The sequence below is a fragment of the Mucilaginibacter angelicae genome (assembly GCF_042434235.1).
GTDB classification, from domain to species: domain Bacteria; phylum Bacteroidota; class Bacteroidia; order Sphingobacteriales; family Sphingobacteriaceae; genus Mucilaginibacter; species Mucilaginibacter angelicae.
Map to the genome: position 1 here is coordinate 202,083 of NZ_JBHLTS010000020.1, position 23,809 is coordinate 225,891.

Annotated in this window: 19 protein-coding genes; 3 read left to right on the top strand and 16 right to left on the bottom strand. The window is 44.1% G+C overall.

Annotated features, from left to right (window positions below; translation table 11 throughout):
• Nucleotides 1-2: 2 nt before the first annotated feature.
• The gene (gene fbaA / locus ACFFGT_RS09075; RefSeq protein WP_377022205.1) at nt 3-1,082 is read right to left on the bottom strand and encodes a class II fructose-bisphosphate aldolase; all 1,080 of its coding nucleotides are present in this window, start codon (nt 1,080-1,082) and stop codon (nt 3-5) included.
• Between the two features lie 268 nt (nt 1,083-1,350).
• Here fbaA and accD point away from each other — a divergent pair, with 268 nt between their 5' ends.
• Both accD and htpG read left to right on the top strand, forming a co-directional pair.
• On the top strand, nt 1,351-2,196 hold the full coding sequence (gene accD / locus ACFFGT_RS09080; RefSeq protein WP_377022333.1) for an acetyl-CoA carboxylase, carboxyltransferase subunit beta: 846 nt from the start codon (nt 1,351-1,353) through the stop codon (nt 2,194-2,196).
• 426 nt (nt 2,197-2,622) lie between these two features.
• Nucleotides 2,623-4,506 (top strand): molecular chaperone HtpG, encoded by a 1,884-nt coding sequence (gene htpG, locus ACFFGT_RS09085; protein WP_377022206.1) that lies wholly within the window; start codon nt 2,623-2,625, stop codon nt 4,504-4,506.
• Between the two features lie 98 nt (nt 4,507-4,604).
• On the opposite strand, the gene ACFFGT_RS09090 is transcribed toward htpG, so the two are convergent.
• Nucleotides 4,605-5,249 carry a hypothetical protein gene (locus ACFFGT_RS09090; RefSeq protein ID WP_377022207.1) on the bottom strand — a complete coding sequence of 215 codons (645 nt, stop codon included), beginning with the start codon at nt 5,247-5,249 and terminating at the stop codon, nt 4,605-4,607.
• A gap of 130 nt (nt 5,250-5,379) precedes the next feature.
• On the opposite strand from ACFFGT_RS09090, the gene ACFFGT_RS09095 reads away from it, so the two are divergent.
• Nucleotides 5,380-5,895 carry a DUF4251 domain-containing protein gene (locus ACFFGT_RS09095; RefSeq protein WP_377022208.1) on the top strand — a complete coding sequence of 172 codons (516 nt, stop codon included), beginning with the start codon at nt 5,380-5,382 and terminating at the stop codon, nt 5,893-5,895.
• A 122-nt stretch (nt 5,896-6,017) separates the two neighbouring features.
• Here the strand turns inward: ACFFGT_RS09095 and eutC are convergent, their stop codons facing one another.
• The 14 genes from eutC to ACFFGT_RS09165 form a co-directional block, all read right to left on the bottom strand.
• Nucleotides 6,018-6,776 carry an ethanolamine ammonia-lyase subunit EutC gene (gene eutC / locus ACFFGT_RS09100; protein ID WP_377022209.1) on the bottom strand — a complete coding sequence of 253 codons (759 nt, stop codon included), beginning with the start codon at nt 6,774-6,776 and terminating at the stop codon, nt 6,018-6,020.
• Between the two features lie 221 nt (nt 6,777-6,997).
• Nucleotides 6,998-8,368, bottom strand: a complete 1,371-nt coding sequence (locus ACFFGT_RS09105) for an ethanolamine ammonia-lyase subunit EutB (RefSeq protein WP_377022210.1) — start codon at nt 8,366-8,368, stop codon at nt 6,998-7,000.
• Nucleotides 8,369-8,438: 70 nt separating this feature from the next.
• Entirely contained in the window at nt 8,439-9,788 is a 1,350-nt protein-coding gene (eat, locus tag ACFFGT_RS09110; RefSeq protein ID WP_377022211.1) for an ethanolamine permease, read from the bottom strand.
• A 232-nt stretch (nt 9,789-10,020) separates the two neighbouring features.
• Nucleotides 10,021-10,950, bottom strand: coding sequence for a sugar phosphate isomerase/epimerase family protein (locus tag ACFFGT_RS09115; RefSeq protein WP_377022212.1), 930 nt, complete (start codon nt 10,948-10,950; stop codon nt 10,021-10,023).
• Between the two features lie 540 nt (nt 10,951-11,490).
• A complete protein-coding gene (locus ACFFGT_RS09120) occupies nt 11,491-12,090 on the bottom strand; it encodes a Pycsar system effector family protein (protein ID WP_377022213.1) in 600 nt (199 codons plus the stop codon).
• 69 nt (nt 12,091-12,159) lie between these two features.
• Nucleotides 12,160-14,760: an MGH1-like glycoside hydrolase domain-containing protein gene (locus ACFFGT_RS09125; protein WP_377022214.1), complete on the bottom strand. Its 2,601-nt coding sequence runs from the start codon at nt 14,758-14,760 to the stop codon at nt 12,160-12,162.
• A gap of 325 nt (nt 14,761-15,085) precedes the next feature.
• Nucleotides 15,086-16,156 carry a dipeptidase gene (locus ACFFGT_RS09130; protein ID WP_377022215.1) on the bottom strand — a complete coding sequence of 357 codons (1,071 nt, stop codon included), beginning with the start codon at nt 16,154-16,156 and terminating at the stop codon, nt 15,086-15,088.
• A 12-nt stretch (nt 16,157-16,168) separates the two neighbouring features.
• Complete coding sequence (locus ACFFGT_RS09135) at nt 16,169-17,281, bottom strand: D-TA family PLP-dependent enzyme (protein ID WP_377022216.1); 1,113 nt, start codon at nt 17,279-17,281, stop codon at nt 16,169-16,171.
• Between the two features lie 125 nt (nt 17,282-17,406).
• Nucleotides 17,407-17,871: a RidA family protein gene (locus tag ACFFGT_RS09140; protein ID WP_377022334.1), complete on the bottom strand. Its 465-nt coding sequence runs from the start codon at nt 17,869-17,871 to the stop codon at nt 17,407-17,409.
• A gap of 105 nt (nt 17,872-17,976) precedes the next feature.
• Nucleotides 17,977-19,053 (bottom strand): hypothetical protein, encoded by a 1,077-nt coding sequence (locus tag ACFFGT_RS09145; RefSeq protein ID WP_377022217.1) that lies wholly within the window; start codon nt 19,051-19,053, stop codon nt 17,977-17,979.
• A gap of 93 nt (nt 19,054-19,146) precedes the next feature.
• On the bottom strand, nt 19,147-20,253 hold the full coding sequence (locus tag ACFFGT_RS09150) for a hypothetical protein (protein WP_377022218.1): 1,107 nt from the start codon (nt 20,251-20,253) through the stop codon (nt 19,147-19,149).
• A 104-nt stretch (nt 20,254-20,357) separates the two neighbouring features.
• Nucleotides 20,358-21,173, bottom strand: coding sequence for a hypothetical protein (locus tag ACFFGT_RS09155; RefSeq protein ID WP_377022219.1), 816 nt, complete (start codon nt 21,171-21,173; stop codon nt 20,358-20,360).
• A gap of 29 nt (nt 21,174-21,202) precedes the next feature.
• Nucleotides 21,203-22,759 (bottom strand): vanadium-dependent haloperoxidase, encoded by a 1,557-nt coding sequence (locus ACFFGT_RS09160; RefSeq protein ID WP_377022220.1) that lies wholly within the window; start codon nt 22,757-22,759, stop codon nt 21,203-21,205.
• Nucleotides 22,760-22,789: 30 nt separating this feature from the next.
• Nucleotides 22,790-23,722 (bottom strand): hypothetical protein, encoded by a 933-nt coding sequence (locus ACFFGT_RS09165; RefSeq protein WP_377022221.1) that lies wholly within the window; start codon nt 23,720-23,722, stop codon nt 22,790-22,792.
• Nucleotides 23,723-23,809: the final 87 nt, after the last annotated feature.

The window sequence follows — 23,809 nt, forward strand, 5'->3', positions numbered from 1 at the left end:
TATTATAACTTGCTGTATACGTCGATACAGTTAAGGTCTTCAAAAGCTACAGAAAGCCTTTTAACAAAGTTTTCTTCACCTTTACGTAACCAAACACGTGGATCGTAGTACTTTTTGTTTGGAGAATCCTCGCCGTCCGGGCTGCCGATCTGGCTTTGCAGGTATCCTTCTTTCGATTTGTAGTAATCTTTAATGCCTTCCCAGTAAGCCCATTGCATATCGGTATCAATGTTCATTTTGATAGCACCATATGAAATAGCTTCGCGGATCTCTTCCTGGCTTGAACCAGAACCACCGTGGAATACAAAGTTGATCGGTTTTTCGGCAGTTAAACCAAATTTTTGTTTAACATACTCCTGTGAGTTATGCAAAATAACCGGTTGTAACTTAACGTTACCTGGTTTGTATACACCATGTACGTTACCAAAAGCAGCAGCTACGGTAAAACGCGGGCTTACTTTTAAAAGGTGCTCATATGAGTAAGAAACTTCCTCAGGCTGGGTGTATAAACGTGAGCTGTCAACGTCTGAGTTGTCAACGCCATCTTCTTCACCGCCGGTAACACCTAATTCAATTTCAAGGGTCATGCCCATTTTAGCCATACGCTCAAGGTATTTGGCCGAAATTTCGATATTCTCTTCAATAGGCTCTTCCGAAAGGTCAAGCATGTGCGATGAAAACAGTGGTTTACCTGTTTCGGCAAAAAACTGCTCACCATAATCAAGCAAGCCATCAATCCAGGGTAATAATTTTTTGGCAGCATGGTCGGTATGCAGGATAACTGCCACGCCGTAATGCTCAGCCAGCAGGTGAACGTGCTTTGCAGCAGATACACCACCTAAAATACAGGCCTGAAGTTTTGAATTATCCAATGATTTGCCGGCGTAAAATTGCGCACCGCCATTTGACAGCTGAATAATAACCGGAGAGTTAACAGCCTTAGCTGTTTCCATAACTGCATTGATAGTGTTAGTACCAATAACATTTACTGCCGGTAAAGCAAACTGATGCTTTTTAGCTGCTTCAAATAGTTCCTGCACCTGATCGCCGTGCAGAACACCTCTATAATTTTTTAAATCCATTAGCGTTTATTTGGGGCTCGAAGTTATAAAATTTCTTTAAATAGGCTAAGCAATCTTAAAAGTATATTAAAACGATAGTAAAAATAGGCTTAATTTGAAAATATGATATAATTCGTTAATAATCCAATCCTTTTATTACAAAATTAGCATTAAAAATCATTTATAATTTAGGCAAACAAATTACCCCGCTATAACTTTTTATATACGGACACCACATGTTTAATATTTTTCGTTTCTTTGTACCCAATTGAAAGAGTTAGACACAGATATGGCATGGTTTAAACGAGAGTTGAAAGGGATAATTACGACCACTGAGGAAAAGAAGGAGGCCCCCGATGGCATCTGGAATAAATGCCCTAATTGTAAGAAACCTTTACACTATTCTGAACAGGTAGAAAATCAATATGTGTGCCATTACTGTGGCTTCCACCTGCGCATAGGTTCAAAAGAATATTTTTCGGTACTATTTGATAATAACGAGTTTACAGAACTTTTCCCTGATCTTACCTCAGGTGATCCCCTTCATTTTGAGGATACCAAAAAGTACGTTGACAGGCTTAAGGAAACTCAAAACAAAACGGGTTTAAAAGATGCTATAAGGGCCGGTGCCGGTAAAATTGACGGGCAGGACCTGGTTATTGCCTGTATGGACTTTAACTTCATAGGCGGCTCAATGGGCTCGGTTGTTGGTGAAAAGATAGCACGCTCTATTGATTATTGTATCCAGCACAAAGTTCCGTTCCTGATGATCTCTAAATCGGGTGGTGCACGTATGATGGAAGCCGCATTTTCATTAATGCAGATGGCTAAAACATCGGCCAAACTGGCGCTGCTTGCACAGGCAAAAATTCCTTATATTTCTTTACTTACCGACCCTACTACAGGTGGTGTAACGGCATCATACGCCATGTTAGGTGATATCAATATTGCCGAACCGGGTGCGCTGATAGGCTTTGCAGGCCCAAGGGTAATTAAAGAAACCATCAAAAAAGACCTCCCTAAAGGTTTCCAGACTGCCGAATTTGTGCAGGAGCATGGTTTCCTTGATTTTATTGTAGACAGAAGAGAAATGAAAGAAAAATTAGCTTCATTTATTAAGATGATGGCTCATTAATGATATAATCAATCTTTTATATGGTAAGGGATAAGCTTAAATGTTTATCCCTTATTTTTTTGTCCTTACTTTAAAATCGTCATTGCGCGGTACGAAGCAATCGCGAACTGTGCAGAGGCACTTACATAGCCGCTCTGTAAATCGGGGATTGCTTCGTGCCTCGCAATGACGCGTGGTGATGTCTTAATGTCCCATCAGGGTCTCTCGCAGAGGACCCTGATGTATCCGCCATGCATATTCGCTGTTCTAAATATTATGACAGGTATGAACGCGGGGAACCTCAAGGTCCTCTGCGAGAGACCCTGAGGGGACGTGAAGTCTGTTTGAAAAAATCACCCCTGCCAATTTGACAATACATTAACAATTGGAACATACATTGATGGTACAGTTGCGACAATCATTAATTCAACCATATTAAATATAGTTATGCAAGAAAAAGGCAGCATTTCGATCCACACCGAGAACATTTTCCCGATCATTAAGAAGTTCTTATACTCTGATAACGAGATATTTTTGCGCGAGCTGGTATCAAACGCGGTAGATGCTACCCAAAAAATCAAACGTTTAGCTTCATTAGGCCAATACACCGGCGAACTTGGCGACCTGCGTGTTGAGGTAGCTTTTGATGCAGACAAAAAGACCATCACCATTAGCGACAACGGCCTTGGTATGACTGCCGAAGAGATCAAGAAATACATTAACCAGATCGCTTTTTCAGGTGCTACCGAGTTCATGGAGAAATTCAAGGAAGCTAAGGATGCTAACGAGATCATCGGCCGTTTTGGTTTAGGTTTTTATTCTGCATTCATGGTAGCTGATAAGGTAGAGATCCAGACCCTATCGTACCAGGAAGGTGCAGAACCAGCTTTCTGGGTTTGCGACGGCAGTACAGAATTTGAAATTGGCGAAGGCATTTTAGAAGAGCGCGGTACCGAAATTACCCTGTACATAAACGATGAATCGGCCGAGTTTTTAAGTGAGCACAGACTTCAGGAAATTCTGGATAAATATTGCAAATTCTTACCCGTACCTATCAAATTCGGCACCAAAACTGAGTCTGAAGAGGATGGCGTTGATGAAGAGGGCAAACCAAAATACACTTCGGTTGAGGTTGATAACATCATCAATACCACCAACCCTATCTGGACAAAATCACCATCTGAATTAAAGGATGAGGATTACCTCGACTTTTACAAACAGCTTTACCCTTTCAGCGAAGATCCATTGTTCTGGATCCACCTTAATGTTGATTATCCTTTCAACCTTACCGGTGTACTATACTTCCCTAAGCTGAAAAACGATTTCGAGTTTCAGAAAAACAAGATCAAATTATTCAGCCGCCAGGTATTTATTACCGACGAAGTAAAAGACATTGTTCCTGAATTCCTGATGCTGTTACATGGCGTTATCGATTCACCAGACATTCCGCTTAACGTATCAAGAAGCTTTTTACAGGCCGACAGCAACGTTAAAAAGATCAACAGCTACATCACCAAAAAAGTAGCTGATAAATTGGCAGACCTTTTCAAAGCCGACCGTAAAGCTTATGAAGAAAAATGGACAGACATTGGTCTGTTTGTTAAATACGGAATGGTGAGCGAAGACAAGTTTTATGACAAAGCCAAAGATTTTGTTTTGGTTACCAATACCGAAAAGGAAAACTTTACCCTGCCCGAATACAGGGATAAAGTAGAAGCCAACCAAACAGATAAAGACGGTCAGCTGGTTTACATTTACACCAATGATCCGGCTAAGCAGGATTCGTTTATCCAGTCGGCCAATAAAAAGGGTTATGATGTGCTGGTGATGAACTCACCTATTGATAACCACTTTATCAGCCAGTTGGAACAAAAACTGGAGAAAACATCATTAAAACGTGTTGACGCTGATGTTGCCGATAAGCTGATCAAAAAAGATGATGCTCCTGAAATAGTATTGACAGAAGAGCAAACAACCAAAGTAAAAGGCATTTTTGATAAAGCCATTAACAAACCTGCATACAGCGTTCAAATTGAAAGCCTTAACCCCGATGAGTTACCGGTTACCGTAACAATGGACGAATTTATGCGCCGCATGAAGGATATGGCAGCTATGGGCGGTGGTATGAGTTTTTATGGTAATATGCCTGATAATTACAAGGTAATTGTAAACGGTAACCACAAACTGGTAAGCCGCATTTTACAGGAAGAAGACGAAACCGTACAGGCCCAGCTTTCAAAACAAGCCTTTGATCTGGCCCTGTTATCGCAAGGTTTATTAACAGGCGCTGAGCTTACTGAGTTTGTAAAACGCAGTGTTAGCTTGATATAATATTAAGGAAATTAACCTATAATATTTTTAAGGCCATCCGTTTAGGATGGCCTTTTGATTTTTATCATTTGTTTTTCTTATGCGGGCCAAACCTTATCCTACTTTGAAAGAAACGCTGTTAAACTTTGGTCAAGGGGAATAATTTCAAAGGGATCGTGTGTTATTTTGCAAATTTGACCATGGCTTTCAATTCCTATAAAGTCGCCGTCTTCCAGATCTTCTATATGATAAAACACCCTGCCTTTTAAGTTTACCTCGTAAACATTCTCCGGCTTAATCAATTTCAATGCTTCTTCACTTATTAACTTTTTCAAATTTTCGTAATCAGCATTGTTATTATCATAAAACTTCCTGATAAAAGTATCTGTATCAGCACTAATTATATCTATAACATGTTTATCGAATCCCTGTATTGCATACCCCGCGATAACCGCGTCAGATACGTATATCGTGTACATGAATATCTTATTCCCGCTAACATCCCGTACTTTTATATTTGTAATTTTATACCCCCGTTCGCGTTTACGCTCAAAGTCTCTGATCTGATCAGAAAAAGAAAATGCAACATAATCAGGATCGGAAGTACTGTAACCAACCAGCGATGAAGTAAATAACCCGGATTCTATTTGCTCTTTAAGAGGCTTAAACTCATTGGGCAATTTCTCAAGAGTTTTATACATGAGCATCAATTCCCAATCCTGTACAGGGCGCTTAAACTTCTTTTTTTTGAATATTCCGAACATACTTTTACAATCGAATTTTGGTATTTAAAGCTATGCAATTACGCATAATTTTGTTTAAAAGATTGTTTAAATTTGAGTGTAATTAAACCTAAGCAAGCCATTATCGTCTAAACACTTAAACATTTATATCATGAAAATATTGAACAAAATAGCCCTGGTGGCTGCATTTATATTTATTGGAGTTAACGTAACCAACGCTCAAACCAAGGCCGAGAAAAAAGCGGCCAGGCAGGCTGAGATTAAAAAGATGATTGAAGATCAAAACTTTGTATTTAAAGCAAACTACGCCCTGCCGATGCGGGGAGGCAGCCGCCCTTTAACATCTGATTATGATTTGGTAATCACTAAGGATACCATCATTTCGTTTCTTCCTTATTTTGGCCGGTCATATGTGGCACCTAACATTGGGTCAAGTGATGGCGGCATCAAAATCAACACAACTAAATTCGGCTATTCGTTAACCACTAAAAAAAGCGGTAATTGGGTGATCATGATCAAACCAAAGGAAAGAAACCTTGCCGACTGGCGTGATGTACAAACCTTTAATCTTAATATTTCACCGGATGGTTACGGCTCACTACAGGTAACCAGCAGCAACCGCGACCCGATATCGTTTAACGGTTATGTTGAAGCGAGGAGGAAATAAGTTGGGAAAAGCTTAAAGCGGAAGGCTAAAGGCCGAAAGCAAAATAAGCCAATGGTGGAAAACTTAAAATAAAGAGCAAAAGAAACATAAGCCCTGAGCATAAAGCTTTGGGCTTTTTGCTTTCAGCCTTCAGCGATCAACCCCGCATTATCTTTCAATTCCACACCCGAAAGCTTGCGTTTAAACGCTTCGCTAATTAAATAAAAAATCTTTTTTGCAGCCTTTTTATAGGTAAGGCCCTTATGCCGGATATTGGAAACGCAATTACGTGATTCATCGGTTAAGCCGGGTTTAGGATTATAAGTAAGATAAGCCCCCAAACTATCGGCCGAGCTTAAACCAGGACGCTCGCCGATAAGGATCAGCGAGAGTTTAGCATTTAATCCGTAACCAATATCATCACCGATAGCCACCCTACCCTGCTCAACCAGGCTTATTGGCGCCAGCTTTAAGCCATTAGCTATCAGCAACGGAATAAGCGCGTCAAGCAAACCGATGGTATTTTCATTTACGGCAGTTGCCGAAAGGCCATCAACTATCATAATAGCTACATCGCTTTCAGTACTGTAACCATTTAATTCATTTAACGAGGCTTCGTTAAGCCTTCGTCCAAGGTCGGGCCGCTGCAGGTATTGCCGCCGGTCGGTTACGCGACTGTGCAGGTGCAAAACCGGCTGCTCAAAATGCTTAAGGGCTTCCATAAGTTTAACCAAATTCAGTTCGGAATAAACAGCATCCCTTGCATGTGCATGCGCCAGCTTAAACTCAAGCGACTGCTTCAGCGGGATACTCGTCCCCACCCGGCCAATAGCTATCCGCGCAGCAGTAAACTCCTGCAAGGCCTTCAATGGCTCAATTTCATGTGGGATGTTTCGTTTCATTTGTTATTTCAGTATTTACAATACCATGGTTTTTATTTCCACTGCCGTCGCTCGGCTCCAGCCGAGTGACCATTATTCACAGGCTTCTGGCCTGCGTACCATGTGGGCAGCTTCGTCGGCCAGAGGCCGTGGAATAGCTGACACTCGGCTGGAGCCGAGCGACGGCGGGAGTTCAAAAAACCTTTTGCCTTTCGCCTTTATCCTTTCACCTCCTAATCATCCTAATAAAATCCCCCCAACAATCCATGCTCACTCACCGGCAGCATATTCCCCTTATCATCAACTATCCCCTGCTTTATCAGCCAAGCTTCAAACTCGGGGGCAGGTTTCAATCCCAGCACTTTACGCAGGTATAAGGCATCATGAAAGGAGGTCGACTGGTAATTAAGCATAATATCATCCGAACCGGGAATGCCCATTACAAAGGTACAACCCGCCACGCCAAGCAGGGTAAGCAGGTTATCCATATCGTCCTGGTCGGCTTCGGCATGGTTGGTGTAGCAAACATCAACGCCCATGGGCAATCCTAAAAGTTTTCCGCAAAAATGATCTTCGAGCGCGGCACGGATGATCTGTTTGCCATCGTACAAATATTCGGGACCAATAAAGCCCACTACGGTATTTACCAGTAAAGGGCTAAACTTACGCGCAACAGCATATGCCCGTACCTCGCAGGTTTGCTGATCTACCCCGAAATTGGCATTGGCCGATAACGCGCTGCCCTGCCCTGTTTCAAAGTACATTACGTTATTACCTACAGTACCCCGCTTTAACGACAAGGTAGCCTGGTAGGCTTCCTCAATCAGGCTCAGATTAACCCCAAAACTCGCGTTAGCCTTTTCGGTGCCTGCTATGGATTGAAAGCAAAGATCAACAGGCGCACCCTCATTAACTAATTGCAGTGTAGTAGTAATATGGCTCAGTACACAGGTTTGTGTCGGGATCTCGAACCTGTGGCGCAACTCGTCCATCAACGTGAGCAGGCTGCTTACCGCCGCCGGACTATCAGTTGCCGGGTTAATACCGATAACGGCATCGCCGCTGCCAAACAATAGGCCATCGATAATACTGGCCGCCACACCCCGCGGATCATCCGTTGGATGATTGGGCTGTAAACGGGTACTGAAATGACCTTTTAAACCAATGGTATTGCGAAAGCGGGTAATCACCTGGCATTTATTGGCCATAGCAATCAAATCCTGGTTGCGCATCAGTTTGGATACTGCCGCCACCATTTCGGGTGTTAAGCCGGGAGCAATAGTTGTTAAAGTGGCACAGTCGGTTTCATCGCTTAATAACCAATCGCGCAGTTCACCAACGGTTAAATGGCTGATGTGGCTAAAGGCTGCAAGGTCATGATCGTCAATAATGAGGCGGGTAATTTCATCGTTTTCATATGGGATCACCACTTCGTTCAAAAAGTTTTTGAGCGGCACGTCGGCCAGGGTAATTTGCGCAGCCACACGTTCCTCATACCCAGCGGCACAAAGCCCGGCCAGTTCATCGCCCGAGCGATAAGGCGAAGCCTTGCCCAGCAATGTTTTCAAGTCGGGAAACTTATAAACCCGGTGATGTATATTGTGACGGTACATAATTTATATCATTATTTCATTGGGTCATTATGTCATTGTTGTAAAGTGGTCAAACCAATGACCAAATGACTTAATGATTAATGACCTCCTCACTTGGGGCATTCATCATATCTTCGGTTAAAGCAACTTTGTGCTTGCCCATTGCTACAAAAATCAGCAATACAATTGCCAATCCGCCTGCAAAAATGAGGCTCATGTCCGGGTTAAAATATATTGTTGCTATTAAACATACCACACAAATCACCAAAGCTATTGCCGGAAAAACCGGGTATAACGGGGCCGAAAACGGCCGGCTTAAGCGGGGCTCCTTTTTGCGTAGTATAAAAAGACTTACCATGCTCATAATGTACATTACCACTGCGCCAAGCACCGATAACATGATGATCTGGTCTGTTTTAAATTTATAAATAAAGATGGAACTCACTACCCCGCTAACCACAAGCGCCCAGTGCGGTGTTTTAAATTTGTGGTTAATATCAGACAGCATCCGGGGTAAATAACCGCTGCGTGCCATGGCAAATACCTGCCGCGATGAGGCCAGGATAATACCGTGCAGCGATGCAATCAGCCCAAACAAGCCTATGCTGGCAAATATTTTGGTTAAACCGCTACCCTTGCCCAACACTATCCCAATGGCTTCGGGAAGAGGGTAATCCAGCTTACTTAAAATGCGCCAGTCGGTAAGCCCGCCGGTTATGATCATTACCCCCAGGGCCAGTACTACCAGGGTAATAATAGCCGAAATATAGCCCCGTGGAATATTTCTTTTGGGGTTCTCCACTTCTTCGGCCACCATGGCAACTCCTTCAATGGCCAGGTAAAACCAAACGGCAAAAGGCAATGCTGCAAATACGCCCGCCCAGCCAAAAGGCATCGGGTTGGTGAGGTAATTTACCATTTTAAAATGCGGGGAAACAATCCCCAGGTAAAGCATCAGCTCAACCACGGCAAGTATGGTAATAAATACTGAAAAAGTTGCTGATTCCTTTACCCCCAGCATATTAAGCAGAATGAAAAGGATATTAAAACCCATTGCGGCTTCGGTTATAGGAATGGCCGGATATAAAAAATGTAAATAACTCCCTAAAGAAACGGCTACAGCAGGTGTAGCCACCAGGAAATCCACAAGGGTAGCGTAACCGGCAATTAAGCCGCCAAAAGGGCCCATTGCCCGGTATGCATAAGCAAAAGCACCACCGGCATGAGGTATGGAAGCGGTAAGCTCGGTATAGCTAAAAATAAATGTAATATACATCAGCGTGATAACCAGGGTGGCTATCAGTAAACCTATTGTGCCAGAAACGGCCCAACCCAAATTCCACCCAAAATATTCGCCCGAGATAACCAGCCCTACGGCTATGGCCCATAAATGGATAGGTTTTAAAACCCTTTTTAAATGTTCTGTAGATGTTTCCGCCATACGCCTCCGTTAAGGAAAATGATTTGCCCCTTAAATTACTTAAACACGGGGTTAAATCAAAATTGACGAATGTTATGGAATTGTTAAGAGGAATGATGTATAATAAAAAACGTCATTGCGAGGTACGAAGCAATCCCAAACTATGCAGAGCAAACCTACTTAGCTGCTCTGTCAATCGGGGATTGCTTCGTACCTCGCAATGACGCTTTTTTGAAAGATTGTTATCCATCACTTACACCATCAACTTATCCTTCAAATAACCCATACTTGCTGTTATACTTGCAAAAGCATCTTTAGGCATATCATGTTCTACAAAAAAGTGCTGCATCCCAGCTGATTTTGCTGCTGCAAAAATTGGCTTAAAATCAATAGTGCCACCACCCACAGGTTGAATATTCTCCCGGCTGGCATCCAAATCTTTCACATGCCATAGGGGGAAACGACCGGGATGTTGCTTAAACATTTCAACCGGGTTTTTACCTGCTTTAACAGCCCAGGCCAAATCAAGCTCCATTTTTACATTATTCGCATCGGTTTCGCTTAACAACAAATCATAAGGAACTTTACCATCAACCGCATGAAATTCCATATCGTGGTTATGGTATGCAAACTGGATGCCTACCTTTTTTGCGGCCTCTCCAGTTTTGTTCAGCACCTCGATGGTTGCTTTTATTTCGTCGAGCGTAGCCGTAGGCGAATTAGCGCAAACCAGGTATTTAACACCACCCTCGGCAACCTCATCAATTACCTGCTGCATATTATCGCGCAGGTTCAATACAGGAGGCAGCACCATGGGTTTGCCATCAGCGCCAACAGGCATTTTTGCTCCCGGAGGCAGTTTAAATGGAGCGCCAAGTACGTGATGCGATGTCCAGCTCATACCCAGGTCGTTTACTGTGGCTTTAAACTCTTTGGGCTTCATGCCATAATAACCGCCCTTTTTACTAAAGGCCGATTCCATTTCCTTGTATCCGATAGCTGCAATTTTGCTCAGCGTACCTTTAACATCTTCGTCGATAATGCCGAAAAAAGTAAACAACTGCAGCCCTACAGGATGATGCTCCATGTTACTCAAAAAACTTGCCGCTTTACCCGATAAGGCCATGCCGCCAAGCACCAATGCGCCGGTGCCTTTAATAAAATTTCTTCTGCTGTAAATCATGCTTGATAATGGTTAATAATTAACTGGTACAGTAAAGCTAATTAATTAATAATGAGCAAAGAAATTTTATTGTGTCTTTTTTACACAATAGTTTTTTTTAAAGAATTTAGGATATGGAGGTAGGATATTTTATAGTAAAGGTTATGAGATAAATATCCCCATGTCATTGCGAGGAGGCATCAGGGAAATCCTGGAAAAAAAACGTAATGACGTATAAAATATATTTTAGCGATGGTGTGCGGGGGGCGCGTTAGTGATAGGAGCGGATACCGGCCTTGTGGCTAATGCCTTGTGCAGTATGAGCGGATAGCACGGGCCGCAGGCAACGCCCTTATTTTATAAACCAATCAAAAAAAAACATACCTAATAATCAATAACTTACAATCTCGTCATTATATGGAGGCACGACAAAGCAATCTCGTAGCTATACAGATCGGACATGCATTGGCTACGAGATTGCCGCGCTACGCTCGCAATGACATATTTTTTTAGAGATAATTTCATCTTCCGAACACCATAGTCCCTAACGGAAAAAATGCATCAAACAATTTCAGGCAAGCTGTTATGCACCATCGATGATACAATAAAAGTTATAATGGCAATGATCAGTCCGAACATAAAAACATTATAGGCAGCCCTGAGCAGGCGGTATTTGCGGCCAAGAACTACGCCCTGGGTATGAATATCTTTAATAAGGCTATCGTATAAGTATTCTTTATCGTGCAGTACGTTTTTCATCCCGGCTGCAAAGTCATCCAGTTTCATACGGTAAAAATTGCCGAAAAACAGCAGGTTAACTTTTTTATCGTTAATATCCTTAGTACTGAATTTCCCTCTTGGTATCGATGGCCGGGTTGATAAAATGGCAAGGATCATGGTAGCCAGGCTAACCGTAAGCAGCAAATACGATGGCAATACCAAAAACGAGTTGTCCTTAAGCTTTCGCAACAACAAGCTGATAATGGCCGAAATGATAATGGAATTAACCGTGATCAGGATCTGCGCCTTGTTATCGGCCATATCGCTCAGGCGCTGATCGGTACTGGCGGTAACCTTCAGCAGGGTTTCAATACCTAAATCTATATCTGATACCTCTGTAGCTTTTTGCGGTATTGTTTCCTGGTCTGTCATTGTTTTCATTTTATCCTGATAAATTTAAGCGTTTTTTGGGGATGTTGATAATACAGGTTTACCAGGGGCATATACACGCTACTCCAGGTACAAACAGTTAGCTATCAAGCCTGTCCAGCCGGTTTGATGGGCTGCGCCCAGTCCCAGGCCGGTATCACCGTCAAAAAACTCGTAAAACAGGATATGATCTTTAAAATGTGGATCGGATTGCAGCTTTGAATTTTTACCGTATACAGGTCGCTCGCCATTTTCGTTTCTCATAAACAACTTAGAAACTCTGGCATAAAGTTCGTTAGCAACCTCCTTCAGGTTCATAAAATTGCCCGAGCCGGTTGGGCATTCTATTTTAAACTCATCACCATAAAACATATAAAAACGGTGTAAGCTATCAATGATCAGATAATTGATGGGCATCCAGATAGGGCCTCGCCAGTTGCTGTTACCTCCAAAAAGCCCGCTATCGCTTTCACCCGGCACGTACGAGATGCCAAATTCAACGCCATTTACCGAAACATGATAAGGATGCTTGAGATGATATTTAGATAGTGAACGAATCCCGTAATCGCTTAAAAACTCGTTTTCATCAAGCATATATTTAAGCAGCGATTTCATCCTGTATCCGCGCAGCAAACTAATAAGGTGTTTGCCATTGCTTCCCTTCTCGTTCCAGCGCGAAACCAGCGATGCCAGGTCGGGCCGGTTTTCGGAAAACCATTTCATGCGGTCTTTAAATACCGGGCTTTCCATAATATCTTTTTCGTCCAGCACTTCGGTAGCAAACAGGGGGATCAATCCCACAATGCTCCTTACCCGCATTTTTACCGAACCATTATCCGGAAAACGGATCTGATCATAAAAAAAGCCGTCTTCATCATCCCAAAGCCCTTCGTTATTCTCTCCCAGGTTCGACATTGCATCCACAATGTAAATGAAGTGTTCAAAAAACTTGGAAGCGATATCGGCATAGGCACTGTCAGTTTCGGTAAGCTCAGTTGCAATGCGCAGCAGATTAAGCGAATACATGGCCATCCAGCTGGTACCATCGGCCTGTTCCAAATGCTGACCGGAAGGCAGATGCATATTACGGTCAAAAACACCGATGTTATCCATCCCCAGGAAACCGCCTTCGAAAATATTATTCCCCGATTGGTCTTTACGGTTAACCCACCAGGTAAAATTGAGCATCAGTTTATGAAAAACCCGCTCCAGGAAATAGGTATCCCCCTTGCCGTTATTGTTTTCCTTATCGGTTTTATAAACGTTCCATACAGCCATGGCATGTACCGGAGGGTTTACATCGCCAAAATCCCATTCATAGGCAGGCAACTGCCCGTTAGGGTGCATGTACCAATCGCGGGTAAGTAAAATCAATTGGTTCTTGGCAAAGGCCATATCAATGGTTGCCAGCGGCAGACAGTGAAAGGCCAGGTCCCAGGCAGCAAACCAGGGATATTCCCATTTATCGGGCATCGAAACAATATCTCTTGTATTGAGGTGTTTCCACTTGCTGTTTCGGGCGTTTAGTCTTTGTGCCGGCGGGCGTGGCATCCCTTTATCGCCGCTAAGCCAGTGACGCACATCAGTATAAAAAAATTGCTTGTTCCACAACATGCCCGCAAAAGCCTGCCGCTGAATAAGGCGGCGGTCGGGGTTCATGGTGGCACCGTGAACATCGTTATAAAACTGATCGGTCTCAGTTTGGCGAACGGCAAAAAGTTCGTCAAAATCCTCGAAACTATAATTGGCATCTTCAGACAGGCGCAGGCGCAACGTTACGCTTTGCCCGGCTGGGATCTTCAAATCATAATTCACAGCCGCCTTGGTGCCCATATTTCTTGGGTTTATGGTATCGGCCCCCTGAACAATATAATCGTTTATGCCATCCTTATAATACGAGCGGCCATCATCATAATTATAAAGTTTGCGCGAGTTGGTTTCATTGTCGCAGAATAACAGTTGCCCATTGCCCTCGGTATGCAGCCACATCTGGCCAAGGTCTTTATGAAAAACACTGATCACATTTTTGGAAGAAGCTGAAAGATCAGGCTTGCGCGAATCATAGCCCCAGCCCCAGGTGTTGCGGAACCATAAAGTGGGCATTACGTTAAGCGGTGCATCTTTACCACTGCGGTTGTGAATGGTTATTTTGATAAGGATATCTTCCTGGGCGCTTTTGGCGTATTCGGTAAAAACATCAAAGTATTCGTTTTGATCAAAGATCCCGGTGTCCATCAGCTCAAACTCAGGGTCCTGCCTGCCCCGGCGTTTATTTTCATTCACCAGCCAACTGTAAGGGAATTCGTTTTGAGGGTATTTATACAGCGTTTTCATGTACGAGTGCGTAGGCGTACTATCCAGATAATAATACATTTCTTTCACATCCTCGCCATGGTTACCTTCGGGATTACTGAGACCGAAGTAACGCTCTTTAATAATAGGGTCTTTTTTGTTCCACAACGCAATAGCGAAGCAAAGGTATTGCTGCCTGTCGCAAATGCCGGCTATGCCTTCCTCGCCCCAGCGATAAGCTTTGCTGCGGGCCATATCATGGGTAATGTAATTCCAGGCATCTCCGTTTGCACTGTAATCCTCACGCACCGTTCCCCACTGGCGATCGCTCACGTAGGGCCCCCACTTTTTCCAGCCTGTATCTTTTAACCTTGATTGTTCAGCATTCATAGTATAGATGGCAATTTACACTATCCCCAATTTAAGGTAAGCGTTTTGCAAAGTAGATTTAATTAAGGAAAGTTACAGATATAAAAGGCAGGTTTTACTGTTTAATGAAGAAAGCGGCGGATTTAGGGATTGTGCTTTTTTAAAATCACTTTCTGTTCGAAGTTGCACTATCGTTAAACTTCGAACAATGGAAGAAAAATATATTTGTTAAAACCCGTCATTGCGAGGTACGAAGCAATCCCCGATTAGCAGGTCCACCCTGTATAGTTTGGGATTGCTTCGTTCTTCGCAATGACGTGGTTTAAGAAGATACTGCAAACCGAACCTACGCCCAGGCATTCCTTAAAAACCGCAGCCAGTTGCCGTGCATCATATTTTGAATATCCCCGTCAGTGTAACCGCGCTTTTTTAACAGACCAGGAACCTTTTGCAGATCGGCAATGGTTTCCAGATCATAAGGGCATTGCTCCCTGCCGAAAGCACCATCAAGATCAGTACCCATGCCTACATGCAGCGCGTTACCGGCTATCTGGCAAATATGATCGATATGGTCAACCATAACTTCCATATTGCAGTTCATGCCTTTGGGTGTGGATACGCCCCTCACCCAACCCGGCACCATCATCCAGGCATCAAGGGCTGCACCTATTACAGCACCGCGGTCGATAAGTGCTTTAATCATTTCGTCGCTGTACTGGCGGTTGTGGTTCACCAATGCGCGGCAATTGTTATGGCTGGCCCAAACGTGACCGTTAAAATGATCGAGCGCTTCCCAAAAGCTGTCATCGCAAAGATGGGTAGCATCCAAAATAATATTCAGGCGCTCCATTTCTTTCAGCAGCTCATGGCCTTTAGGGCCCATATATCCTGTAGCATCGGTTCCCTGTGCATACCTTCCCGGGCCATAGTGCGCCGGGCCAACAGCCCTCAAGCCATAGTTATAAGCCCGCTCCAGATGTTTGATAGTCACTATGGAATCAGCCCCCTCCAAACTTAAAATATAGCCAACCGGCTTTTTTCCCGTTGGTGTACCGTCATTCCAAAGTTGTAAATGCTTTTCAAGTGAAGACAAATCGTTCACCTGAACCATTTCACCGGCATCTTCCATGGCTTTGTACCAGGCTACCTGTCCTTGCGTTTGTGCCCAGGCCTGCTCAGGAGAATGCCAGCCCGGTAAAGGATTATCGGGTGCAACGTAGCGCCCTATCTGGGTGGCTACTACCAGGCCGATATTGCCTTTACGTAACTCGGGCAGCGTAACAACAGCTTTGGCGCGGTCGGGTTTATCAGTTAAGCCTTCTTCGCGCTGATTTACCTCAGCAAGGGGGCGCGTAAGGTCGCGGTTCCATTCCAGAGCGTTCATGCTTAAATCCAAATGGGCATCTATAACAAACATGTGTTGGGAGATTTAAATGGTGATCTTGCGGTCGCGGGCCTTGTTGAGCCACTCGCCGCTAATATTTTCGTTCTCGATAGTATAAACGCGCTCGTACAGCGCAACAGTAGGGCAAACATGATGCGGGATGCCATAAAGTACATCACCTATATGGTATTGATGATCATCTCCCGCCTCAACTACTAAATGCTCTTCGCTTTGGCTTACCGGGTAAAGCTCAGGTGCATTTAAAAAGTAAATGCGCTTGCTCAGTTCGTTTTCAGCCGAAATCGACTTATGCCCCACATCCAAACAAAGCTTTGTTGGGCCTGGCAGAGAAATTACCCGGGTAATAACCAGCGCTGCGGGTAAAAAGTCCTGTTCGGGCATTCCCAGCTGGTAACCTTTATCCCAGTAAACAAACGTACCGGGACTGCACTCAATATATTCACGTTTGGCGTGGATAGGAAAAGTAGGCGAACCACCGGCCACAATTACAGGCTCGGGATAACCCTTGCTTTTTATAGTTTGCTGCAGCTTAAGCACAGGGCTAAACGCGAAATCACAACGTTCTGCCCGCTTTTGTAAATCAACATCATGAATGTGGCCATCATAAGCGTGCAAACCTACAGGATTAATGCCAGGCAGTACGCCGCAATCCATATAAAGCTGCAGTGCTTCAAAGCCCGGCACTATACCGGTACGGTTCATGCCCACATTCAGATCCAAATACACATCGATATTGGTTTTAAACCTCACCGCGGCATCAGAGATCTCCGTTGCAGACGCCGAGTTATCTACCAAACACGAAAAATGTGTTTGCGGATAAGCATGGATCAACCTGATGAAACGGTGCAGCTTTGGCCCTTCGGGCTGATAAGCCAGCAAAACATCAGGCGCTTTGCTCATTGCCAGCAGTTCGGCCTCGGCAATGGTAGCGCATTTAAACTTAGTGATGCCGGCAGCCAGCAGTAAAGCGGTAACCTCGGCATTTTTATAGGTTTTAACATGCGGGCGCAAGCGGGCAATATCATCAATCATGCCCGTAAGTGTGGCTATGTTTGCTTTAACCCTGTCGGGATAAACTACCAGCGCCGGGGTATCCAGCTTATCAATATCCTGTATATTATACCAGTTAGGGGTCATGGTTTATATATTTTTTTTGTGTAGAGACGCATAATTGCGTCTCCGAACATACAAAGCCGCCTGCATGGTGCCCCTGCAAACGGGACACGCAATTATGTGTCTCTACAAAATGGGAATTGCAGATTTTATTCTAATTCAAACAGGGCTTCAATTTCAACGGGGATATTATCGGGTAATGACCCCATACCAACCGCACTGCGTACGCCAATGCCGTTCTCTTCGCCCCAAATTTTGGCAAAAAGTTCGCTGGCTCCGTTAATGATAAAAGGGTGTTTTTCAAATTCGGGTGTACAGTTAACCATACCCAGCACTTTTATAACACGCTTTATTTTATTAAAACTGCCGATGTTGGCTTTTATGGTGGCTAACATAGTTAAAGCAACCTGTTGTGCTGCAAGTTTGCCATCTTCCTGGCTTACGGTATCGCCTACGCGGCCGATGATCAAAGATGCATCATCCTGCACAGGGCCGTGACCCGACAGGTAAAGGTATTTGCCATCAACTAAACATGGTTTATAAACGCCAAGTGGCTTTGGGGCAGGCGGCAGGTTCAAACCCAGCGCTGCAAAGTTTTCTTCGGGAGTGTTCATGGGCATAAAACTATCGTTTTTAAATAAAAAAGTATCATAAAATACAAAAAAGCCGGGGATCTCACTCCCGGCTTTACCACAATCAACTAAGTAGAATATATAATCTCAAAATTTAAACGACACTCCAAAATTGATAGCATAATCGGCAAATGCCGCGTCGCCGATAACGTATGTACCGGTAGCTATCGAGTTTTCTTTATCAGTAACGCTTTGTGTGCGGTCGCGTTTCAGGGCGATTGGCACGCTGGCAAAAATATTCACCCTTTTAAACGCGTAGCTAAGCGAAGGCTCGGCAGAAATGATATATCCCGGGCGACGGAAGCCATCACTTTTGCCAATAAGGTCATGAACAGGGATCCCTTCAATACGGCCACCGGCAGAGATTGTGAATACATGTGCTATGGTATAATTAACCCCTAAGCGGGCAAGATATTGATCGGGCACACTTGAAATTGCCTCGTTGGCTAATGTAGCGCTCAGTGTTTCACGGTAAGTACGTGTGCCGTTCATGTTACGTGGGTTACTCATGTAGTATAAGTTGCTATAACCACTAAAGCCACTGCCAAAACCCAGGTAACCATTTGCTTCAGCAATGATACCAACACCGCCATCGCCTAACTGGATCGACTGATCAACAGGCCGTTCGGACGGAATAACATTGTAGAAATGTGATTTGTAATTAAAATCGCCGGTAGGCAGCTTGATACCTAAACCAACCTGGATATTACCATTGCTTTTACGGCTGTCAAACAACCACCTGTTAACAATAATCCGTGAATCGCCGATACCATCCGAGTATGATTTATGACGCTCTTTACCCCCATGCTCGTATAATGACGAGCGGGTGTTTACCAGGTATGGGATACCAACCGAAACTGACCAGTACTGGTTAAAATTACGTGTAAGGTTGATATCAATAGTATGCTGATGATTGATCACTTCGTTACCTATCACCTGGCGCTGCTTCTGCTCGTCGGTACCTTTAAAGTGACGGAACGATTTAAAATAGCGCCATGAAGCGGTAAGCTCCCAGCCTTTGTATGAAGTATCCTGCGTGGTATGTTCCATGTTGCTGAACGGGCCATCGGCTTTGATGGCAACGCAGCCTTGTGCATGTACACCGGTATAAGTTAATAACAGGCACATTGCTGTGAAAAAAAGAAATTGTAAAGTATGTTTCATAATACGTTGTTATGTGTAATTGTAATTTGTAAATAACCGGTTAAATAAAGCCGGGGATCTCACTCCCGGCTTTAATTCAACAAAACCAATTCACTATTTAATTCTAAAAGTTATTCCTACGTTAATGGCGTAATCAGCAAATGCGGCATCGCCCTGGGTGTAAACACCGGTTAAAGTGGTCGAAATTTTATCCGGAACACTTTGCGTACGGTCGCGTTTCAGTGCTACGGGTACAAAGGCATAAATTGAAAATGATTTAACACGATAAGTAACACCGGGCTCGGCCGAGATAATATATCCAGGCCTGCGGAAACCGTTACTGCCACCTACAAGGTCATGCACCGGCAAGCATTCGTAACGTACCCCTGCCGAAAAATCAAACTTGCTGATGCCGTAGCTTGCACCGCCGCGGATCATTACCTGATCGGGCACGCTCATCACATCGCTGCCGTTAGCAACCGCTTTGGTGCTTGGCACGCTGCCGCGGGCCGATGACACACCATTTTGCTCCCTCGGGCTGATGAGATAGTAAAAGCCGCCATACAAACCAAACCGATGTGTAAAATTGTAATAGGTATTGATCTCGGTAGTGATACCTGTACCGCCATCACCCAACTGAATAGACTGATCAACAGGCCCGAGCGTTCTGGCATCGTTAGCGGCTGTATGATAAAAATAATCCTGGTAGTTGTAGGTTCCGGTTGCCAGCTTGATACCCAAACCAACCTGGATATTTCCGCGGCGGGCTTTTGCAGGGTTTAACAACCATGCATAGGTGGTTAGGCGTATATCGCCCAAGCCAAATGAATGGGTTTGTAAACGCTCTTTACCGCCATGCTCATACAGTGATGAGCGGCTGTTATCAAGTATCGGCAAATCAACAGCAAACGACCAGCGGTTATTAAAAATACGGGTTAAAGTTAAGTCCTGGGTGTAAGAATGATTAATAACATTGGTACCCTGTTCAATACGTTGTTTTTGTTCTTTAGTACCGACAAAGTGTTTGTATGACCGGAAGTAGCGGTTATTGCTGTTCAGCAACCAGCTGCCGCTGTTTGTAATACTATCGGGATGCTCATCCATAGTGCATAAGCCCCCCGTGCTCCTGATAGCAACACAGCCTTGTGCATTTACTTTTGCATAGGTTGTACATATGATGATAGCTGTAGCGCAAATAAGTTTCAGTATAAGTCTTTTCATAGTTTTAGTAGTATTTGGATGCATTTTCAATTGTTTAGATAATAGATTTACAAGACAGGGTGATTTTTTGCCCTGCACAATAAGGTTTTATATGTTTTGATGATTTAGCCTACTTTTAAATACGATGTTTGTTTAAAAGGCCAAAGTATATAACCAGCCGGTGCTTTTTTAACCGCAAACCACAAGGCCAGCAGTACACCATAGCTCCCGCCGCGTTCTATCCATTCAAACATTTCGTATTTGGGATAAAAGAGCTCGCTGGATATTTTCCATATGATAAAAACGAGGAGTATATTTTTAAAAGGACGAATAAGCACCATTGCAGCAGCCAACACCTCAAACAAGCCAACAAGCTGCGCTGTTTTAGCCGGATCGGCAAAACCGAGTGCATGGTACTGATTCAATAAACCTTGCTTTTGGATGAGGTTAAGCCAGCCATGCCCTGTCAGCAGCATAAAAGCAAATACCCTTAACCAGGTAATAACTTTAGCCAGGGTATCGGCATTGATACTAACGTTATCATCCATACGGGCAAACCACTGCTTTTTCCCAATCATGAAACCGCCCTGCAACAGCAGCAACACAAACGGAGCTCCATAATTGCCGGCCCGTTCAATGAACTCGGCAAAAGGCTCGCCCGATAATGGGCGCATAGATGCAGTTGCCAGTCCCCAGATCACCAGCCACGCGGCTACGGCCCGGGTGGGATAAACCAGCATGGAAATCCCCATCAATATATCAACAGTACCTACAACAGGCATCAGGGTATAGGCCATTTCTTTGCCTATACCAAAAACACCAAAGTAGTTGCACCAGATCTGCTTGGTGATAATACCGAAGCAACCATGCCCTATGAAACACATAGCTACTGCAAGGCGAAGCGTATAATATATTTTTTGATCGTTTGTTAAGCTGCGCATTGTTTATTCGTCCTCAATTCAACATCCTGTTATTTTGCGTCGGCACCATCAGCCTTGCCCCTGTTAACTGCGTACTGACCAACTTTATTGCCGGTTGTTAAACCAACTTCACAATCACTGCGGTAGTGAATAGCTCCGTATAACCTTGACATGGCAGCTGCATGCGCCATATCATTAAACTTACTGCCCCTATCCGGCAGTAAATAGGTTAACACCGTAGCAGCCGCACCGCTAAAGTTAGAGTGACCTGATGTATAAGCCGGAAAGTTTGGCACCCCGGTTAAGGTTTTGATGTTAGGATTAGCCTGCGACGGACGCTGGTTAAAGTAAAAATATTTGGTATCCCAGCATACAATAGCGGCATCCATTTCGGCCATGTTCAATAATGCAAAGTTACGTGCCCAGCGTACTTCGCTGTAGTTTTGTTTTACAAATTCATCGGCTGCAATTGCATTCCAGTGGCCGGGAGGCGTATAAGTACCAACCCCATCAGCCCAAAAGGCAACCAGTTCCTCGTGATCGCGGCTGCGGTTCTGGCTAAATGAAAGCACCTCTTCTGTTTCCTTTTTAAATTCGGCCGAGTTAGTTGCATATGGAGCCGGAGGCCTGATGGCAACTACAGTAAGCGTATCAAACAGGAAAGGAATAACCTTTGAAAACAATGGCAGCATCGGCGGCCTTTTGGGGGTTTCCAGGCTCACCCAAAATTGTTCGCCTTTTGCTGCGGTAACGGTTTCAAAGCTCTTCCAGATAGCAGGTGTGCCAATAGCTTTACCTGCACGGTCGGCACGGGCACGGGTTGCAAATATGGCAGCAACCTGCCTGCCTAATGATTCGCCTGCTGTAAATTCGCCACGGGTGTTAACCCCTGCCGAGATCCTGTATAACCGTTCTTCGTCAACTTTGCTCTGTATGTAAGCAATTTCGGTTGGGAACAATAATTTCATGATCTCGGATGTAGCACCTGATACAACAGCGTCCTCACTTGGGTAAGTTGGCAAATCAGTTGCCGGGATTAATGCTTTAATGCCCGAATCATTTTTATAAGGCGCTGTACGTTTGTACGTGTTTTTAAAATGCCACGCAGCCACCAGCGCATCATATTGCGCGGCACTTACATAAGCGTAAGCACGGGCAGCATAAGGCGGGTTGGAGAATGGAAACTCCGGGTAACTGAACGGATTGGCCGAATTTGGCGCCGGATAAGTACCATCAGGGTTTTGGTATGGCGGTACGTTATGTTTAGCTACCAGCTCGCGCAAAATCTCGTTCCATCTTAACACCGAACCAGCACTCCAGTATTGAATTTTTGCCTGCTGATCGCTGCTCATGTTTTTCTGCAATGCCTTGATCTCGTTCAAATCGGCCACATAAGCAGGCGATGTAAGCGCATCCGGCGCAGCCACGTTCAACACACTGAAATCTGTAACCAGCACCGGTTTCCAGGTATCGGCAGTAAGGTCCAGATTTGAGGGTTTAAGCGCGGGATATAGTGCGGTACGGTCTAAAATATCTTTCCTGCACGAACTAAAAGTTACTGCCGCCAGTGCTGTAACTGTAAATATATTAAGTATAGTTTTTTTCATTTCCTTGATCATTGATTGTCCAACCTCTAATTACTTCTCCTTTTTTGTGCTAAACACATAATACACTCCCGCAAATCCCGACCGGGTTTGCCCTACGTTACGTCCGTCTACAACATAATTGCCACCCGCCGTAAACTCAAGCCCGCTGATAGACTGGAAGCTGTATTTAAGGATTAACCCAACAGCAGTAGTATTCATGCGGTTACTTGGGAAAGGCATATCGTTTTTACGGATATCAAAGCCGCTTGTGCTTGTAATTTTAGTAACCGTGGCTTCGGCATTAAACTTAAGGCTGCGGTAACCGCTGCTAAACATAAAGTTGGTAGCGTTTGGTAACTGCACCTCGTTGGTATAATGCATTTCGGTAGTGTAGTATGAATTTCTGTCGATAGTAATGTTGTCACGGCGGATGTACTGGCCCGAACCCGCTACGAAGAACCTGCCCGTTTGGTAGTTAAGCAATGCGCGTAAGGCTACGCTTTTACTATGTAAACCTACAGATAAAGGTAGAAAATCGGCTTCATAATTGGCCAAAGGCAAAGTACCGGTAGCAATAGCATGAACGCTGAATAAGCCACGGCCTATCTCCTCTTTTACAGCCATCCATTTAACCGAAACGGTAAGGTCCTGAAATGACTTTTCGCCACGTAAAGTACCTGCCGAAGCATTGGTAGTTATATAAGGCACCATAAACAGCAGGTTGATCCGGTTTGAAAGACCATAGTTACCACCCAGGCTGTAAACATTGGTGCTCACGGTACCTAAATTTTGATTATCCCGTTTAAAAGTGCCTTCCCAATAATGGTCCCAACTCCCATGGGTGTATACTGCGGCAGCACAAAAATAATTTTTAGGGATCATCAATGCATCAGCATCGGTTTGAGCTTTGGCACATTGTGTTACAGCTAATAAAAAAGCAACAACAATAAAACATCTGTAAAAATACAGCGACATAAATTTCATTACGTTTAAATAATAAGGGTAATAACTAATAATAAAAATGGGTAAACAAGCCGGTTCAGTATCATCAACTTCGGTTTAACCGGTGAT

Bases quoted from the DNA above. Each gene is read 5' to 3' on its own strand.
- fbaA (WP_377022205.1), bottom strand. From the start codon at position 1,082: ATGGATTTAAAAAATTATAGAGGTGTTCTGCACGGCGATCAGGTGCAG.
- accD (WP_377022333.1), top strand. From the start codon at position 1,351: ATGGCATGGTTTAAACGAGAGTTGAAAGGGATAATTACGACCACTGAG.
- htpG (WP_377022206.1), top strand. From the start codon at position 2,623: ATGCAAGAAAAAGGCAGCATTTCGATCCACACCGAGAACATTTTCCCG.
- ACFFGT_RS09090 (WP_377022207.1), bottom strand. From the start codon at position 5,249: ATGTTCGGAATATTCAAAAAAAAGAAGTTTAAGCGCCCTGTACAGGAT.
- ACFFGT_RS09095 (WP_377022208.1), top strand. From the start codon at position 5,380: ATGAAAATATTGAACAAAATAGCCCTGGTGGCTGCATTTATATTTATT.
- eutC (WP_377022209.1), bottom strand. From the start codon at position 6,776: ATGAAACGAAACATCCCACATGAAATTGAGCCATTGAAGGCCTTGCAG.
- ACFFGT_RS09105 (WP_377022210.1), bottom strand. From the start codon at position 8,368: ATGTACCGTCACAATATACATCACCGGGTTTATAAGTTTCCCGACTTG.
- eat (WP_377022211.1), bottom strand. From the start codon at position 9,788: ATGGCGGAAACATCTACAGAACATTTAAAAAGGGTTTTAAAACCTATC.
- ACFFGT_RS09115 (WP_377022212.1), bottom strand. From the start codon at position 10,950: ATGATTTACAGCAGAAGAAATTTTATTAAAGGCACCGGCGCATTGGTG.
- ACFFGT_RS09120 (WP_377022213.1), bottom strand. From the start codon at position 12,090: ATGAAAACAATGACAGACCAGGAAACAATACCGCAAAAAGCTACAGAG.
- ACFFGT_RS09125 (WP_377022214.1), bottom strand. From the start codon at position 14,760: ATGAATGCTGAACAATCAAGGTTAAAAGATACAGGCTGGAAAAAGTGG.
- ACFFGT_RS09130 (WP_377022215.1), bottom strand. From the start codon at position 16,156: ATGTTTGTTATAGATGCCCATTTGGATTTAAGCATGAACGCTCTGGAA.
- ACFFGT_RS09135 (WP_377022216.1), bottom strand. From the start codon at position 17,281: ATGACCCCTAACTGGTATAATATACAGGATATTGATAAGCTGGATACC.
- ACFFGT_RS09140 (WP_377022334.1), bottom strand. From the start codon at position 17,871: ATGAACACTCCCGAAGAAAACTTTGCAGCGCTGGGTTTGAACCTGCCG.
- ACFFGT_RS09145 (WP_377022217.1), bottom strand. From the start codon at position 19,053: ATGAAACATACTTTACAATTTCTTTTTTTCACAGCAATGTGCCTGTTA.
- ACFFGT_RS09150 (WP_377022218.1), bottom strand. From the start codon at position 20,253: ATGAAAAGACTTATACTGAAACTTATTTGCGCTACAGCTATCATCATA.
- ACFFGT_RS09155 (WP_377022219.1), bottom strand. From the start codon at position 21,173: ATGCGCAGCTTAACAAACGATCAAAAAATATATTATACGCTTCGCCTT.
- ACFFGT_RS09160 (WP_377022220.1), bottom strand. From the start codon at position 22,759: ATGAAAAAAACTATACTTAATATATTTACAGTTACAGCACTGGCGGCA.
- ACFFGT_RS09165 (WP_377022221.1), bottom strand. From the start codon at position 23,722: ATGAAATTTATGTCGCTGTATTTTTACAGATGTTTTATTGTTGTTGCT.